The sequence below is a fragment of the Arthrobacter sp. DNA4 genome (assembly GCF_024362385.1).
GTDB lineage: Bacteria > Actinomycetota > Actinomycetes > Actinomycetales > Micrococcaceae > Arthrobacter.
In genome coordinates, this window is record NZ_CP101466.1 from 4,036,989 (window position 1) to 4,052,812 (window position 15,824).

A 15,824-nucleotide genomic window follows, 5' to 3' on the forward strand; every position below is an offset into this window, starting at 1 on the left:
CATCGATCAAAGCAGCGCGGAGCGCCGGAGCCTGGGGGCGGCGCCGAAATCAGTCTGTGCGTTCAGGAAACGGCGCTCCGGTGCCGTCAGCGGTTTGCGCTGAAGCCCGAAGGGAACGAATTTCAATGATCAATCCGACCAGGACGACGACCCCCGTCGACACCTCCACATCAACAGAGACCAGCTCCAAGTTCAAACGCCGCTTCATGGTGCGGCTTGTCGCGGTCTTCATCGGCGGGATGTTCCTCGACGGTTACATCCTCGGAATCATCGGCCCCGTCACCGGACCCATGCGGTCAGATCTCCAGCTCGACGCACTGTCGCTGGGCATGATCGCTGCAGGCCCCCTGGCGGGTATCTTCATCGGCTCCCCGCTGGCCGGCTGGGCTACTGACAAGTTCGGACGCAAGCCCATGTTCCTCGTGGACATGGGCCTGTTCCTGGTCGCCTCAGCTGCCCAGTTCTTCGTAACCTCCGGAGACGGCGCCGTAATCCAGCTGGCCATCATCCGATTCCTGATGGGCGTTGCGATCGGCGGCGAGTACTCAATCGGGGGGCCACTGCTGTCAGAGTTTTCCCCTCCCAAGCTCCGCGGACGGTTGCTCGGGCTGACCCTGATCGCCTGGTACGTCGGTTTCATGATGGCATTCATCATTGGCACGCTCCTGCACGACGCCGGCACCCCGTGGCGCCTTGTCATCGGCACGAGCACGGTACTGGCATTCGTTCTGTTCCTCGCCCGCATAGGCCTCCCCGAATCGCCGAGCTGGCTCATTACCAAGGGACGGCGTGAGGAAGCACTTGCGATCGCACGCAAGTACGTCGAATCGCCACAGATGCACGACAGCATCACCGAGGAGATCGATCTCAGGATGCTCCAGGAGGCCCAAGCCGCGCAGGGCAGGACCAAAATCAAAAACGCCTCCTTCGGAATGTTGTTCTCGAAGGAGCACTGGCGCACCACCCTCTTCACCGCGGGTTTTTGGTTCTGCGCGGTCACTCCGTACTTCGCGATCGCGACCTTCGCCGACGACGTGCTCAGCCAGTTCGGCTTCGGCGGCGGCTGGGCCGGTGGAGTCGGCCTGTCCGCACTTGCGGCCGCGGGTGTTGTCACCACCGTGCTTCTGATTGACAAGCTGGGCCGCCGAATCCTCACCGTGCCCGGACAGTGGCTCTGCGCAGGCATCCTGCTGGTCATCGGCGTGTGGGCGGACGCACCAGCGATCCTCGTGCTCGCCCTGTTCCTCGCGTTCTCCTTCTTCAATGCCGGCTACACCACATTGACCCAGGTCTATCCGGCCGAGGTATTCCCCGCCCCCCTGCGCGGCATCGGCATGGGCTTCGCCGCGGCTTTCAGCCGCATCGGAGCCGCACTCGGCACCTTCGCCCTGCCGTGGGCAATCAGCAACATCGGCTTGGGCCCAAGCATGGTCGTGGCCGCCATCGTTGCATTGCTCGGCGCGGTCCTTTCGCAATGGCTCGCGCCTGAGACGAAGGGGCGCACCCTCGCCGAGATCTCAGCAGACGTTTCCCACTGACGCCGGGACCGGACGGCCTCGCGCCGCCGGATAACCAGAGCTGCACCAAAGAGGCCTTCGCCGCACCAGCGGCGGGGGCCTCTTTGCTGCCTTTCGACTCTGCGCTGCCGTCCCCCGCAACAAAGCAGGAAACCCTTGACATCATGTGTGAGCTGCGACACCCTGTTGCATATAGTGATGCACGTTGCTCATGGCGAAGCAAACTCCATCACCCGGTCAGGCGGATTCCAGCACCAACCAGGAGAACCCAACATTATGAGCGCATCACCCCGTGTCGTCATCATCGGAGCCGGCATCGTCGGCACCAACCTCGCCGACGAGCTGGCAAGCCGCGGCTGGAGCGACATCACCGTCGTCGAGCAGGGTCCGCTGGAGCTCGCAGGCGGCTCCACGTCGCACGCCCCGGGTCTCGTGTTCCAAAACAATCCGTCCAGGACCATGACGGAATTCGCCACGTACACCGTCAACAAGCTCCTCGCCCTGGGCAAGGACGGGGAGTCCTGCTTCAACCAGGTGGGCGGCCTGGAACTGGCCACCACCCCCGAGCGCCTGGCCGACCTCAAGCGCAAGATGGGCCTGATGACCTCCTGGGGCGTCGAAAGCCGGATCGTGGACGCCGACGAATGCGAAAAGATCTACCCGCTGCTGAACACCGGCAAGCTTACGGGCGGCCGCGAGGTCCTGGGCGGCCTGCTTATCCCCACCGACGGTATCGCCCTGGCGGCCCGGGCCGTACAGCTGCTGATCGAGCGGACGCGCGAACTCGGTGTCACCTACCTCGGCTCCACCACCGTCACCGGCATCGCACGGGAGGGCAGCAAGGTCACCGGCGTCGAGACCTCCTCCGGTGTGATCCCAGCCGACATCGTGGTGTCCTGCGCAGGGTTCTGGGGCCGTGAGCTCGGCCGGATGGTGGGCCTGGAGGTGCCGCTGCTGCCGCTGGCCCACCAGTACGTGGTCACCACGCCCCTTGCCGAACTTGAGGGCGTCAACGAGCTTCCGAAGGGTGCCAGCAAGCCGATTCTGCGCTACCAGGACAAGGACCTGTACTACCGCGAATGGGGCGACCGCATCGGCATCGGCAGCTACGCCCACCGCCCGATGCCCGTGGACATGTCCGCACTCCCGAAGGTCTCAGCCGAGGACATGTCCCACCACCGGATGCCCTCCCGCCTGGACTTCACCCTCGAAGACTTCGTTCCCGCATGGGAGGACAGCCAGGACCTGCTGCCCGCGCTGCGCAGCACCGAAATCCAGGACGGTTTCAACGGCATCTTCTCCTTCACCCCGGACGGCGGCCCGCTCATGGGCGAAGCACCGGACCTGGAGGGCTTCTTCGTGGCCGAGGCCGTCTGGGTCACGCACTCGGCCGGCGTTGCCAAGGCCATGGCAGAGCTGATCATCGACGGCCAGCCGCAGACCGACCTGCACGGCTGCGAATTGACCCGTTTCGAGAAGGTGCAGACCTCTGACGCGTACGTCAGCGAGACCTCACAGCAGAACTTCGTGGAAATCTACGATGTCATGCACCCGCTGCAGCCCCGCGAATCACCGCGGGACCTGCGCGTCAGCCCGTTCAACGTCCGCCAGAAGGAACTCGGGGCTTTCTTCCTGGAGTCCGCCGCCTGGGAGCGCCCGCACTGGTTTGAAGCCAACCGCGGGCTCCTTGAGGAGCTTCCGGCCGAGTGGCAGGCCCCGGAGCGGGACGAATGGTCCGCCATGTTCCACTCCCCCATCTCCGCCGCCGAAGCGTGGAAGACGCGCACCGCCGTCGGACTTTTCGACATGACGCCGCTGAAGCGGCTCTCCGTGGTGGGCCCGGGCGCGCAGGCGCTGCTGCACCGGCTCAGCACGGGCAACATCGCCAAGAAGCCAGGTGCCGTGACGTACTGCCTGCTGCTGGCGGACGACGGCGGCATCCGCAGCGACGTGACCGTGGCCAGGCTCGCTGAGGAAGAGTTCCAGCTGGGCGTTAACAGCAACGTGGACTTGGATTACCTCCGGGTGGAGGCCCGCCGGCAGTCAGCGGCCAATCCCTCGCAGTGGGCGCACGTCACTGACATCACCGGCAGCACCTGCTGCATCGGTCTGTGGGGCCCGCTGGCACGCGAGGTCATCGGCAAGGTCAGCACGGACGACCTCACCAACGACGGCCTGAAGTACTTCCGGACCAAGGAGATTTCGGTGGGCGGCATCCCTGTCACCGCGATGCGGCTCTCCTACGTAGGCGAACTCGGCTGGGAGCTCTACACCACCGCCGAGTACGGGCTGAAGCTGTGGGACCTGCTGTTCGAGGCCGGCCGGGAGCACGGCATCATCGCTGCCGGTCGCGGCGCCTTCAACAGCATGCGCCTGGAGAAGGGCTATCGGCTGTGGGGCACGGACATGACGTCCGAGCACCACCCGTACCAGGCCGGCCTGGGCTTCTCCGTGGCCAAGGACAAGACCGGGTTCGTGGGTGCCGAGGCGCTGGCGGTCCGCAAGGAACAACCGGCAGCCAAGACGCTGCGCTGCCTGACGGTCGACGACGGCACGTCAGTGGTGCTGGGCAAGGAACCGGTGTACGTGGCAGGGGAAGCCGTTGGGTACGTCACCAGTGCCGCGTACGGCTACACCGTCCGCAAGCCCATCGCCTACGCCTGGCTGCCCTCCTCCGTGACCGAAGGCGACTCCGTGGAGATCGAGTACTTCGGCAGGCGTGTGGCGGCCACGGTCACAGCCGAGCCCCTCTTCGATCCGGCCATGGAGCGGCTCCGCGGCTGATCTGTCCCGGCGGTTGAGCCGTCGAAATCTGTGGTTGGGCCCGCTTGAGACCGGCAGGCCCAACCATCTTTTTTGTGCCCGCTGGATGGTGCCATCCGCCCTGGGTCAAGGCCGTAGAATCACCTCGACAACCAAAAATTGGGGGATTGATGGTGTTCGGCAACAAGCAAACGAGCGGGATACGCGGGAAAGCGATGGCGGCCCACGACAGGGAGTGCCCACGACATTCTCGCCTCCCTGCCGTGAATCAGCGGCCTGCCCGCCGCGCCTGGACGTTCGCCGCCGTCTGCGTCATGGTGGCCTCACTGACGCTCCTGATATTCGGCCCGGCCCGCGGGCCGATGATCCAGCTGCTGCCCTGGTATGTGGCGGCGTACCTGCTGATCGGGGCGTGCATCTTCGGCCCGCCCCGGAACGTGGTGGACCTCCGGCAGATTGCGGCGTTCCTGCTGCCCGGGGCCCTGCTGGTGCCCCTGGCACTGCTGAACGCCGGCGTCTGGGCAGGCGGCTGGCTGCTCGGGCTCCCCGCGTGGGGACTGCTGCTGAGCCGGTGGACGCCGGCCAACGCGCTCCGGGCCCTCGATGTGCTGATGTTCCTCGGCCTGCTGGTGCTGGGCATGCTGATCTTCACCTTCAACGTCATCTACCCGGTCTTCAGCCTCGGCTTGTTCCTCCTCCCGGTCATCCCCCTGGTCCGGCTGGCCTACCCTGAGTACCGGGCAAGGCCGCTGTAGGCGGCCATTGAGGTCCTTTTGGCCGTGGCCGCCGTCGTCATCGCTTTTGTCCTTCCCACCCCCGAAGGATCCTGGGCCTCACCGTGGACGTATGCGGGCGGGGCGGCGACGGCAGGACTCATGATCGCGTATTCGGCCCGGGGCCACCCCGCCGTTCACGGCCGGTGCGGCTCAATGACGGAGCCATCGTTTAGCGACCGCACCAGGCTCCTATGAATGTCGTACCCCCTTGTCATGATGGGTTTATGGGGAAGGCAGCGGTGGTGAGGGCTTTTGGGGAGATCCGTGCTGCCCTTGCCGTGCTGACTGCAGAGGTTGGTGCCGTGGTTGATGGGGCCGGTGCAGTGCCTTTTTCTGCGGCTGACCCTCTTGCTGGTTTGGCGGAGGGTTGCCTGGACATTCTGGCCGGGTCCCGGGAGGTGGAGGCCGGGATTGCTGCGGTGAAGGCCAGGGCCGCTGTGAAGTACGCGGAGAGCGCCGCGGCTGTTGCGGGCCCGGATGTTCCGGTGCAGGCACAGGAGATGGCGGTCGCGGCGGAGATCGGGTGTGTGCTGGCTCTGGGTCCGCGGGCGGCGGGTTCGTTCCTGGCCACCTCGCACGCTGTCACGGCGACGTTGCCGCGGACGTTGGAGGCTTTGCAGGCCGGGGTGATCTCCTGGCAGCACGCGGTGGTGATGGCGGACGAGACAGCGTGTCTGGATGCTGTTGGGGCGGCGGCGTTGGAAGCCCATTTCCTGGACCCGGACGCACCGGACCCGGCACGGGGGTGCCCGGTGGGGCAGCTCCCGGCGCACCGGTTCAAAGCCAAGGCCCGCACCTGGCAGGAACGCCACCAGGCCGGGTCCATCGAACAACGCCACGCCAAAGGGGTCGCGGACCGGCGGGTGGAGTTCCGGCCGGACCAGGACGGGATGGCCTGGCTCTCCGCGTACCTGCCCGCGGACCAGGCCCTGGCCGGGTGGAACCGGCTCACGGCGACCGCCCGTGGCATGCAGGGACCGGATGAAGGCCGCACCATGACCCAGCTGCGTGCGGACACCTTCGCCGACGCGATCCTTACCAACGGCACACCAAACGACAGCGACACCCCCGGCAGTGACAGCACCAGCGGCAGCTTTACCGAGGGTGTGAGTGCCGTGGGGGACCGGGTGCAGGCGCCGATCCGGGCGCAGGTGCTGGTCACGGTCCCGGTGTTCTCCCTGCTGGGCCTGACCGACGAGCCGGCGATGCTGGACGGGTACGGTCCCATCCCCCCGTCAATGGCCCGGGCACTCGTCGCCTCCGGTGCGGCGTCGTTCTACCGGGTGCTGGTGGACCCGAGGGACGGGGCACCGCTGGAAATCGGCCGGACAAGCTACCGAGTCACCGGCGCCATGCGGGCCTGGTTGAGGATGCGCGATGGGAAGTGTCCGTTCCCGGGGTGCAGCAACAACTCCCTGGACAACGACGCCGACCACATCCTCGCCTGGCACAAGGGCGGCACCACCGGAATCAGCAACCTGGGACAGCCCTGCCCCAAACACCACAAACTCCGCCACACCACCGGCTGGAAACCCACACCCGCCACGAAAATCGAACCACCCGGCTGGACCTCACCCACCGGCCGCCACTACCAAAGCGAACACCAGGACTGGGAACCACCACGCTGGCCGAATCTCCACAACCGCGTCCAGGCGCAGGAGGAAGGCAGTCCGCTTGGCGCTGTTCCGGATCTCGTGCACTTCCAGCTATCCCCGGCAGAAGATTGGCTGGACCGGGTCCTGCACCCCCCATCCGCCTGAGACGGCGAGGTCAGTGCGGCCCTGTCCAGGCCTTGCATGGTGTCTGGTGCCGGTGCTTGGCTGATGAAGAGGTATCCAAAGACATTCCAGACGACGAGCACCTGCTGGGAGGATGTGGCGCCGGGGTCTGAGGCGACACCGCAGGACACCCAGGATGACCAGTTCACGCCAGGCCAGACGAATGCCGGGCAGCAGGTAGCCGGGCTTGCCTCAGCGAGCGGCTATCGCAAGGACCTGGACCAGGAAGCGGGTCCCCGATGGAAACCACCCGGTGTAAAAGCCTGGTTGGGGGCAACAACGACGGCGACACCCGGCACCTGCCGGACTTGCCGCCGTCGTTATTTCGAGCTCTGGCGCAGCCAACCCACCGCGGTGGGGCTAAGCGTGTGTTCCGGCCAGCGCCCCCGCGGACTCTTCAGCCACGCCCACCCCGCCCTTGTGGGGTTCGAAGCGGACGAACATGGCCTTGAAGCCCGGGGTGTTGGATACGCGGGCGACGTTTTCCTTGTGGACCAGGGCGTTGGCCTCGGGGAAGTAGGCGGCGGCGCAGCCCCTGGCCGTGGGGTAGGCCACCAGGCGGAACTTGTCCGCGCGGCGGTCGACGCCCTGGAAGGTGCTGACCACGTCCACGAGGTCCCAGTCCTGGAAACCGGCTTCGGCGAGGTCATCCGGGTGGATCAGGATCACGCGGCGGCCGCCGGAGATGCCGCGGTAGCGGTCGTCCAGGCCGTAGAACGTGGTGTTGTACTGGTCGTGGCTGCGGATGGTCTGGAGAACCAGGTGCCCCGGCGGCGGGGTGAGGTATTCCAGCGGGCTGACGGTGAACCGGCCCCGGCCGATGTCGGTGGCGAAGGAGCGCGTGTCGCGCGGCGGGTTGGGCAGCACGAACCCGTTCTTCGTCCGCACCCGGGCGTTGAAGTCCTCGAACCCCGGCAGGACGCGGGCGATGTGGTCGCGGATCACGTCGTAATCCTCGGCCATGCCCCGCCAGTCCACCGAGTGGTCCGGGCCGAACGTCGCCTCCGCCATCCGGGCCACGATCACGGGCTCGGCGAGCAGGTGCTCGGAGACCGGGGTCAGCCGCCCCTGGGTGGAGTGGACCACGGACATGGAGTCTTCCACGGACAAGAACTGGGCGCCCTTGGGATGCTTGTCGTCCTTGTCCGTGCGGCCCAGCGTGGGCAGGATCAGCGAGGTGCGGCCGTGCACGATGTGCGAGCGGTTGGGCTTGGTGGAAATGTGCACGGTCAGCCCGATCCGCTGCATCCCCGCCTCCAACGCTTCCGTGTCCGAGCACGCCAGCGAGAAATTGCCGCCCATGGACACGAACACGTCCACCTCGTCGCGTTCGAAGGCCTCCATTGATTCCACGGCGTCGTAGCCATGGTGCCGCGGGGACGTGATCCCGAACTCGGCGTCGATGGCAGAGAGAAGTTTTTCGCTGGGCTTTTCCCAGATTCCCATGGTCCGGTCGCCCTGGACGTTGGAGTGCCCGCGGACGGGGCAGGCGCCGGCACCGGGTTTGCCGAAGTTGCCTTGGAGCAGCAGGACGTTGACCATCTCTTTGATGGTGTCCACCGAGTGCGGCTGCTGCGTCACGCCCAGCGCCCAGCAGAAGATCGAGGCCTTGGACGCCACCAGCATCCCTGCCACCTTCTCGATCTGTGCGCGGGACAGGCCCGTTGCCTTCTCGGTCTCCTCCCAGTCGAGGGTGCGGCGGGCGTCGCGGTAGGCGTCGAACCCGTCCGTCTGCGCGGCAATGAAGGAATGGTCGACGACGGTTCCCGGGTTTTGTTCCTCAGCCGCCAGGAGCAGGTGGCCCAGCGCCTGGAACAGCGCCAGGTCGCCGCCCACCTTGATCTGCAGGTATTCGTCGGCGAGCGGGGTGCCGCCGCCCACCACGCCCGAGATGGTCTGCGGGTCGCGGAAGTTGAACAGTCCGGCCTCGGGCAGCGGGTTCACGGCCACCACCTTCCCGCCCTTGTCCTTGCACTCCTTCAGTGCAGAGAGCATGCGCGGGTGGTTGGTGCCAGGGTTTTGACCGACGACAAAGATCAGTTCGGAGTCGTGGATGTCGTCGAGGGACACGGTGCCCTTGCCGATGCCGATGGTCGGGTTCAGCGCCGATCCGGAGGACTCGTGGCACATGTTGGAGCAGTCCGGCAGGTTGTTGGTGCCCAGTGACCGTGCGAACAGCTGGTACAGGAACGCGGTCTCGTTCGCGGTGCGCCCGGAGGTGTAGAAGACGCTGCGGTCCGGGGTGGTCGCCCGGAGGTGCTCCCCGATCAGCTCGAACGCATCGGCCCAGGAGATCGGTGAATAGTGCGTGTCACCCTGGCGGATTACCATCGGTTCACTGAGCCGTCCCTGGTTCCCCAGCCAGTACTCGGTCTTCCCTGAGAGTTCGGCAATGGAGTGCTTGGCCCAGAACTCCGCGCCCACGGTCCGCACGGTGTTCTCCTCGGCCACGGCCTTGGCACCGTTTTCGCAGAACTCGGCAGTCTTGCGCTTCTTGTCCGACTCCGGCCACGCGCAGCCCGGGCAGTCGAACCCGCCGCGCTGGTTCAGCCGGAGCAGGGAATGTGCCGTCCGGGTCACGCCTGCCTGCGCCACCGCCCGCTCCAGGGCCACTATGACGGCCTTGACGCCGGCGGCCTCGGTCTTGGGCTTGTGGACTTCGAGGTTGTCCTCATTGATGTCCGCGACGGGGGCAGGCTGCTTGCCGAACTTCATTGTCCCAACTTCCTCGCCGGCACCGGGGAACTCCCGGGTCGGCTCTCTTGTTCATTTGCAGTGGAGGCGCGCCGGAATCCCGGCGCGCCTCCAGGGCACTCGTTGCTGATTTCCGCTACTGGGAAACCTTCGCCAGCGTTTCCTGCTCCGCGGCGATGGTGGTGTTGTCGCCGTGGCCGGTGCGGACCACGGTCTGAGCCGGGAGCGTCAGCAGGCGTTCGCGGATGGACTTCAGGATGGTGGGGTAGTCGCTGTAGGACCGGCCAGTGGCACCCGGACCGCCGTTGAACAGCGTGTCCCCGGTGAACACGGTCCCTTCGCTTTCGAGGTAGAAGCAGGTGGACCCCGGGGAATGGCCGGGCGTGTGGATCGCCTTCAACGTTGCCCCGCCCACCTCGAACACGTCCCCGTCGGAGTGGTAGCGGTCCGGCTTAGCGTCAGGGTAGACCTGCTCCCACAGCACCAGGTCCTCCTGGTTCAGGAGGATCGGTGCTCCCAACGCGTCTGCAACCTCCCGGGCGGCACCGATGTGGTCGTTGTGCGCGTGGGTCAGCAGGATGGCCTTGACCTTGCGGCTGCGGACCTGGTTGATGATCGCGGCGGCGTCGTGGGGAGCGTCGATGATGACGCATTCCTCGTCGTTGCCCACGATCCAGACGTTGTTGTCCACATCCCAGGTGCCGCCGTCGAGCGAGAACGTGCCCGAGGTGACCAGGTTCTCAATGGTGACGGCCATCAGATCTGCACCGGGCTGACTTCAACTACGGAACGCAGGACCTTGCCTTCGTGCATTTTGCCGAAGGCTTCCTCCACCTGGTCGATGGTGATGCGTTCGGAGACGAACGCGTCCAGGTCCAGGTTGCCCTGCTTGTAGTGCGAGACGAGCATGGGGAAGTCCCGGGAGGGCAGGCAGTCGCCGTACCAGGAGGACTTCAGCGATCCGCCGCGGCCAAACACGTCCAGCAGCGGCAGTTCCAGCGTCATCTCCGGCGTCGGCACACCCACCAGAACCACGCGGTAAGCAAGATCGCGCGCGTAGAACGCCTGCTTGTACGTTTCCGGACGGCCGACGGCGTCAATCACCACATCCGCCCCGTGGCCCCCGGTCAGGGCACGGATGGCCTCCACCGCGTCCTCCTGCTTGGAGTTCACGCCATGGGTGGCGCCGAGGGACTTGGCCATCCCAATTTTGTTGTCGTCGATGTCAACGGCGATGATCGTCGTCGCACCCGCCAACTTCGCGCCGGCGACCGCGGCGATGCCCACGCCGCCGCAGCCGATCACTGCCACGGACTCGCCGCGCTTGACCTCGCCGGTGTTGATCGCGGCACCGATGCCGGCCATGATGCCGCATCCCAGCAGGCCCACCGCGGCCGCGTCGACGTCGGGGTCCACTTTGGTGCACTGCCCCGCGGCGACCAGCGTCTTTTCAGCGAAGGCACCGATGCCCAGGGCGGGAGAGAGGACCGTGCCGTCCTCAAGGGTCATTTTCTGGGTGGCGTTGTGGGTGTTGAAGCAGTACTGCGGCTGGCCCTTGGCGCACGCCCGGCACTCGCCGCACACGGCGCGCCAGTTCAGGATGACGCGGTCCCCGGGGGCCACGGACGTCACGTCCGGACCAACTGCAGAGACAACGCCGGTGGCCTCATGGCCCAGCAGGTACGGGAAATCATCGCCGATGCCGCCCTGCTTGTAGTGCAGGTCCGTGTGGCAGACACCGCAGGTCAGGATGTCCACCAGGGCCTCCCCCGGGCCCGGATCCGGCACCAGGATGGTCTCCAGCGACACCGGGGCGTTCTTCTCCCGGACAACGACGGCTTGAACTTTATGGACCATGGTTCTTGTGTTCCTTTCCTGGATCCGGCCGGATCCGGTGAGTCGGGGCACCAAGTGCCAATCTAGCCGACATGCCACCTCCGGGGACCATGTCATTGCCGCAAAGCTGTGCATCGGATTGCGCATTACACAACACGGCGCACATCGTGCCCACAGCAAAATATGACAGTGGCCACACTTTGTGTCAATAGATATATCAGTTACAGCCTGGTTGGCTATCAGCTGCCACCCCTTGGTAAGTCGCGCGTCTCCGCTCCGGGACGGCGGCGGACCCGTTACACCCACTGTTTAGTCCGGCAGTAGGCTGGATGCCATGGCTTTTCACGAAACCCCTGCCGAGCGGCGCGAAGTAACCGTCCGCCGCGCACCCAAGTACGTTCCCTTTTTGATTGTGGGTGCACTGGCAGGCATTATCGCCGCCGCAGTGGTGGCTTACGCGCTGCCTGGCGACGCCACCTTCGACCCCGGCGCCGTCTTCGGATTCTTCATGGTGATGTTCGCGGCCGTCGGCGCTCTCCTTGGCGCCCTGCTGGCGCTTGTCCTGGACCGCCGCAGCGTGAAGCGGCAGGAACGGGCCGTCGTGGAGGCCGTCCCGGACTCGGAACCTGACACCGATCCCCAAGGCTAGCCGGGTCACAAACTGAAGCGGGGGAAAGTCATACCCCATAACGTGCGATAATCGATCAGTGGCACGCGGCGATGGCAAACTTTCCCATGATCTTCTTCCCGGCGAAAAAGGACCCCAGGATGCCTGTGGCGTCTTTGGTGTTTGGGCGCCCGGTGAAGAAGTAGCAAAACTTACCTATTACGGGCTGTATGCACTGCAGCACCGCGGTCAGGAGTCGGCTGGTATAGCCACCAGCGACGGCAAGCGGATCAACGTCTACAAGGACATGGGCCTCGTATCCCAGGTCTTCGACGAGACCACGCTGAACACCCTGACCGGGCATCTGGCCGTGGGCCATTGCCGCTACTCCACCACCGGCGCCAGCCACTGGGCCAACGCGCAGCCCACCCTGGGCGCTACCTCCACCGGCACGGTTGCCCTGGCGCACAACGGCAACCTGACGAACACCGCCGAACTCAACGCCATGATCACGGAGCGCAACGGCGGGCAGCTCACCGGCGAGATGAAGCAGGGCAACACCTCGGACACCGCGCTGGTCACCGCCCTGCTGGAAGGCGAGCCGGGCAAAAGCCTGGAAGAGACCGCCACCGAGCTTCTGCCCAAGATCAAGGGCGGCTTCTGCTTCGTCTTCATGGACGAAGGAACCCTCTACGCAGCCCGCGACACCTTCGGCATCCGCCCGCTGGTCCTGGGCCGCCTGGAACGCGGCTGGGTTGTCGCCTCCGAACAGTCCGCACTGGCCACCGTGGGTGCCAGCTTCATCCGCGAGATCGAGCCCGGCGAGTTCATCGCCATTGACGAAGAAGGCGTGCGGTCCAAGAAGTTCGCAGAGCCGACGCCGGCCGGTTGCGTTTTCGAGTACGTCTACCTCGCCCGTCCGGACGCCGCGATCGCCGGCCGTTCCGTCTACGAGTCCCGCGTTGAAATGGGCCGCCAGCTGGCCCGCGAAAACACCCACGAAGCGGACATCGTCATCCCCGTCCCGGAGTCGGGCACCCCTGCAGCCGTGGGTTACGCCGAGGAATCCGGAATTCCGTTCGCGCACGGCTTCGTCAAGAACTCCTACGTGGGCCGTACCTTCATCCAGCCCTCGCAGACCCTCCGCCAGCTGGGCATCCGGCTCAAGCTGAACGCCCTTGAGTCCGTGATCCGCGGCAAGCGCGTCGTGGTGGTGGACGACTCGATCGTCCGCGGCAACACCCAGCGGGCCATCGTCCGGATGCTCCGGGAGGCCGGCGCCGCCGCCGTGCACGTCAAGATCTCCTCCCCGCCCGTGCAGTGGCCCTGCTTCTACGGCATCGACTTCGCCTCCCGCGCCGAGCTGATCGCCAACGGCGCCACCATCGAAGAGATCTCCCAGGCCATCGGCGCCGATTCGCTGGCCTACATCTCCGAGGACGGCATGATCGGCGCCACCCGGCAGCCGCGCGAACGCCTCTGCACCGCCTGCTTCACTGGCAAGTACCCCATCAAGCTTCCGGACGCGGACAAACTGGGCAAGAACCTCCTGGAGCGCACCGACCTGGGCGGCCTCAAGCCCTCCCCCGCGGCCCTTCCCGGCGAAACGGCCGCCCTGGCCGTCGACGCCACCGAGGACCCGGCGGAAAAGGCCGGCGCCACGGGCTGCGATCCCGGCCCCGACTCCGAATTCGAGAACCTGCTGACCGAAGCCGACCTCGTGCCCGACGTACACGCCGCCACCAGCGCCGACAAGAAGGACTCCGTATGACCTCCGCCAGCCCCGCCGCAGACAACGCCGGCATCACCTACGCGTCCGCGGGCGTGGACGTCGAAGCCGGGGACCGCGCCGTCGAGCTCATGAAGGATGCCGTGAAGGCAACCCACAACTCCTCGGTGATCGGCGGGGTGGGCGGCTTCGCCGGCCTCTACGATGTCTCCAAACTGCTGACCTACAAGAAGCCGCTGCTGGCCACCTCCACGGACGGCGTCGGCACCAAGGTAGCCATCGCCCAGGCCATGGACATCCACGACACCATCGGGTTCGACCTGGTGGGCATGGTGGTGGACGACATCGTGGTGGTGGGTGCCGAACCCCTGTACATGACCGATTACATCGCCTGCGGCAAAGTGGTCCCCGAGCGCATCGCCGGCATCGTCCGTGGCATCGCGGCAGCCTGCTCCGTGGCCGGCACCGCCCTGGTGGGCGGCGAGACCGCCGAACACCCCGGCCTGCTGGGTGAACACGAATACGACGTCGCCGGTGCAGCCACCGGCGTCGTGGAAGCCGATGCACTGCTGGGGCCGGACCGCGTCCGCGCCGGCGACGTCGTGATCGGCATGGCCTCCTCCGGCCTCCACTCCAACGGCTACTCCCTGGTCCGCCGCGTCATCAACCACGCCGGCTGGGCCCTGGACCGCCAGGTCTCCGAACTGGGCCGCACCCTGGGCGAGGAACTCCTGGAACCCACGCGCGTCTACGCCGCCGACTGCCTGGACCTGGCCCGCGCCTTCCCGGTCAGCGCCGGCGCGGCCGTCCACGGTTTCAGCCACGTCACCGGCGGTGGCCTTGCTGCCAACCTGGCCCGCGTCCTGCCGCAGGGCCTGGTGGCCACGGTTGACCGTGCCACGTGGGAACTGCCCGCCATCTTCAAACTGGTGTCCGAACTGGGCAACGTTCCGCTGGCCGACCTGGAACGCACGCTGAACCTTGGCGTGGGCATGGTGGCCATCGTGTCCCCCGAAGCCGCGGATGCCGCCGTCGCACGCCTGAACGAACGGGGCCTGCCGTCCTGGATCATGGGCACGGTCACCGAGGACTCAGACTCCATCCTCAAGTCCGGACCTGACTACGTCCAGGGCGCCAAGGGCGTGGACGGCGGCGCTGTCCGCCTGGTGAACGCCTACGCCTAAAGCCTTTTTTGAGTGCTCCCCACCACCGGCGGGGAGCACTCGGCGTTTAAGCGGGGGTTTGGATCAGGTTGAGGACGCCGCCCTGCGGGTCCCTGATGGTGGCCAGTGATCCGTCGGCGGGACGCTCGTCCGGCTCTACGAGGACCTGGCCCCCTGCTGCCTGGGCGGCTGCTGCCGCCACGGCAACGTCTGCCGTGCCGTAGTAGATCTGCCAGCCCGCTTCGCCGCCCTCATCGGCAGGAATGACCCCGGCCACCTCGTTGCCGTCGATGAGCAGCGTGCTGTAACTGCCGCCGTCGTCCTGGGGGTATTCGGTGACCTCATGCCCGAAAAGCTGCTGGAAGAAACCGACGGCGGCCTGGGGCTCGGGCGTGAAGAGTTCGGCCCAGGCCAGCGCGCCCGGCTCGTTGAAAAGTTGGCTGCCGTAGTGGCTTCCTGCCTGCCAGATTCCTGTGGTTCCGCCACCGGGAGGAGCGAGGAAGCCCAGAACACCGGTATCGCCTACCGCCTCCGGCCCGAATTCGGCCGCCCCTCCTGCGTGGGCCGCCTCCTCCAGTACGTCCGCAGCGTCTGCGGCGGCGAAGTAGACGTTCCACTTTGCGGAGGTGCCGGCCTTCAGCTGCAGGGGGCTTTGCGGTGCAAGGGTGGCCACCAACCGCCCACGGACAAAGGCCTGCGCGTAGCTGCGGCCGTCCGGGGTGGGAAAGTCCTGGAAAGTCCAGCCAAAGAGCCTGCCGTAGAAGTCCTTGGCGGCCGCAACATCGGGGGTCTGCAGATCTGCCCAGCAGGGCTCGCCGTGACGGTATCCCTCAACTAATGCCATGCAGGCAAGGCTACACGGACCCCTTGAGCGGCAAAGGGGCAAGAGGCACAATAACATCCACACGACTGGGCTCAGGGATCAGCGGCATCATCGGCAGAACGTCAATCCGGAACGGGA

The 15,824-nt window shown here is 66.3% G+C and carries 11 protein-coding genes; 7 read left to right on the forward strand and 4 right to left on the reverse strand.

Features of this window, described 5'->3' with window-relative positions:
* The first annotated feature begins 125 nt into the window (after positions 1-125).
* The 4 genes from NMQ03_RS18715 to NMQ03_RS18730 all read left to right on the forward strand — a co-directional run bounded on the left by NMQ03_RS18715 (position 126) and on the right by NMQ03_RS18730 (position 6,816).
* Positions 126-1,538: an MFS transporter gene (locus tag NMQ03_RS18715; protein WP_255173441.1), complete on the forward strand. Its 1,413-nt coding sequence runs from the start codon at positions 126-128 to the stop codon at positions 1,536-1,538.
* Between the two features lie 255 nt (positions 1,539-1,793).
* Positions 1,794-4,301, forward strand: a complete 2,508-nt coding sequence (locus NMQ03_RS18720; RefSeq protein WP_255173442.1) for an FAD-dependent oxidoreductase — start codon at positions 1,794-1,796, stop codon at positions 4,299-4,301.
* A gap of 242 nt (positions 4,302-4,543) precedes the next feature.
* Positions 4,544-5,035: a hypothetical protein gene (locus tag NMQ03_RS18725; protein WP_255173443.1), complete on the forward strand. Its 492-nt coding sequence runs from the start codon at positions 4,544-4,546 to the stop codon at positions 5,033-5,035.
* Positions 5,036-5,280: 245 nt separating this feature from the next.
* A complete protein-coding gene (locus NMQ03_RS18730) occupies positions 5,281-6,816 on the forward strand; it encodes an HNH endonuclease signature motif containing protein (protein ID WP_255173444.1) in 1,536 nt (511 codons plus the stop codon).
* A gap of 378 nt (positions 6,817-7,194) precedes the next feature.
* Here the strand turns inward: NMQ03_RS18730 and NMQ03_RS18735 are convergent, their stop codons facing one another.
* The 3 genes from NMQ03_RS18735 to NMQ03_RS18745 all read right to left on the reverse strand — a co-directional run bounded on the left by NMQ03_RS18735 (position 7,195) and on the right by NMQ03_RS18745 (position 11,385).
* On the reverse strand, positions 7,195-9,549 hold the full coding sequence (locus tag NMQ03_RS18735) for an FdhF/YdeP family oxidoreductase (RefSeq protein WP_255173445.1): 2,355 nt from the start codon (positions 9,547-9,549) through the stop codon (positions 7,195-7,197).
* Positions 9,550-9,664: 115 nt separating this feature from the next.
* The gene (locus tag NMQ03_RS18740; protein ID WP_255173446.1) at positions 9,665-10,285 is read right to left on the reverse strand and encodes an MBL fold metallo-hydrolase; all 621 of its coding nucleotides are present in this window, start codon (positions 10,283-10,285) and stop codon (positions 9,665-9,667) included.
* On the reverse strand, positions 10,285-11,385 hold the full coding sequence (locus NMQ03_RS18745) for an S-(hydroxymethyl)mycothiol dehydrogenase (RefSeq protein ID WP_255173447.1): 1,101 nt from the start codon (positions 11,383-11,385) through the stop codon (positions 10,285-10,287). The genes NMQ03_RS18740 and NMQ03_RS18745 overlap by 1 nt, the downstream gene beginning before the upstream one ends.
* A gap of 313 nt (positions 11,386-11,698) precedes the next feature.
* Between NMQ03_RS18745 and NMQ03_RS18750 the strand changes: the two genes are divergently transcribed.
* The 3 genes from NMQ03_RS18750 to purM are packed head-to-tail and all read left to right on the forward strand — an operon-like array spanning position 11,699 to position 14,884.
* Entirely contained in the window at positions 11,699-12,013 is a 315-nt protein-coding gene (locus NMQ03_RS18750) for a hypothetical protein (protein WP_255173448.1), read from the forward strand.
* A 58-nt stretch (positions 12,014-12,071) separates the two neighbouring features.
* Positions 12,072-13,742 carry an amidophosphoribosyltransferase gene (purF, locus tag NMQ03_RS18755; protein ID WP_255173449.1) on the forward strand — a complete coding sequence of 557 codons (1,671 nt, stop codon included), beginning with the start codon at positions 12,072-12,074 and terminating at the stop codon, positions 13,740-13,742.
* Positions 13,739-14,884: a phosphoribosylformylglycinamidine cyclo-ligase gene (purM, locus tag NMQ03_RS18760; protein WP_255173450.1), complete on the forward strand. Its 1,146-nt coding sequence runs from the start codon at positions 13,739-13,741 to the stop codon at positions 14,882-14,884. Before purF ends, purM begins: the two co-directional genes overlap by 4 nt.
* A 46-nt stretch (positions 14,885-14,930) precedes the next feature.
* Here the strand turns inward: purM and NMQ03_RS18765 are convergent, their stop codons facing one another.
* The gene (locus NMQ03_RS18765; RefSeq protein WP_255173451.1) at positions 14,931-15,707 is read right to left on the reverse strand and encodes a VOC family protein; all 777 of its coding nucleotides are present in this window, start codon (positions 15,705-15,707) and stop codon (positions 14,931-14,933) included.
* Positions 15,708-15,824: the final 117 nt, after the last annotated feature.

Excerpts from the sequence above, each read along its gene's own strand:
- NMQ03_RS18715 (WP_255173441.1), top strand. The coding sequence starts at position 126 with ATGATCAATCCGACCAGGACGACGACCCCCGTCGACACCTCCACATCA.
- NMQ03_RS18720 (WP_255173442.1), top strand. The coding sequence starts at position 1,794 with ATGAGCGCATCACCCCGTGTCGTCATCATCGGAGCCGGCATCGTCGGC.
- NMQ03_RS18730 (WP_255173444.1), top strand. The coding sequence starts at position 5,281 with ATGGGGAAGGCAGCGGTGGTGAGGGCTTTTGGGGAGATCCGTGCTGCC.
- NMQ03_RS18735 (WP_255173445.1), bottom strand. The coding sequence starts at position 9,549 with ATGAAGTTCGGCAAGCAGCCTGCCCCCGTCGCGGACATCAATGAGGAC.
- NMQ03_RS18740 (WP_255173446.1), bottom strand. The coding sequence starts at position 10,285 with ATGGCCGTCACCATTGAGAACCTGGTCACCTCGGGCACGTTCTCGCTC.
- NMQ03_RS18745 (WP_255173447.1), bottom strand. The coding sequence starts at position 11,385 with ATGGTCCATAAAGTTCAAGCCGTCGTTGTCCGGGAGAAGAACGCCCCG.
- NMQ03_RS18750 (WP_255173448.1), top strand. The coding sequence starts at position 11,699 with ATGGCTTTTCACGAAACCCCTGCCGAGCGGCGCGAAGTAACCGTCCGC.
- purM (WP_255173450.1), top strand. The coding sequence starts at position 13,739 with ATGACCTCCGCCAGCCCCGCCGCAGACAACGCCGGCATCACCTACGCG.
- NMQ03_RS18765 (WP_255173451.1), bottom strand. The coding sequence starts at position 15,707 with ATGGCATTAGTTGAGGGATACCGTCACGGCGAGCCCTGCTGGGCAGAT.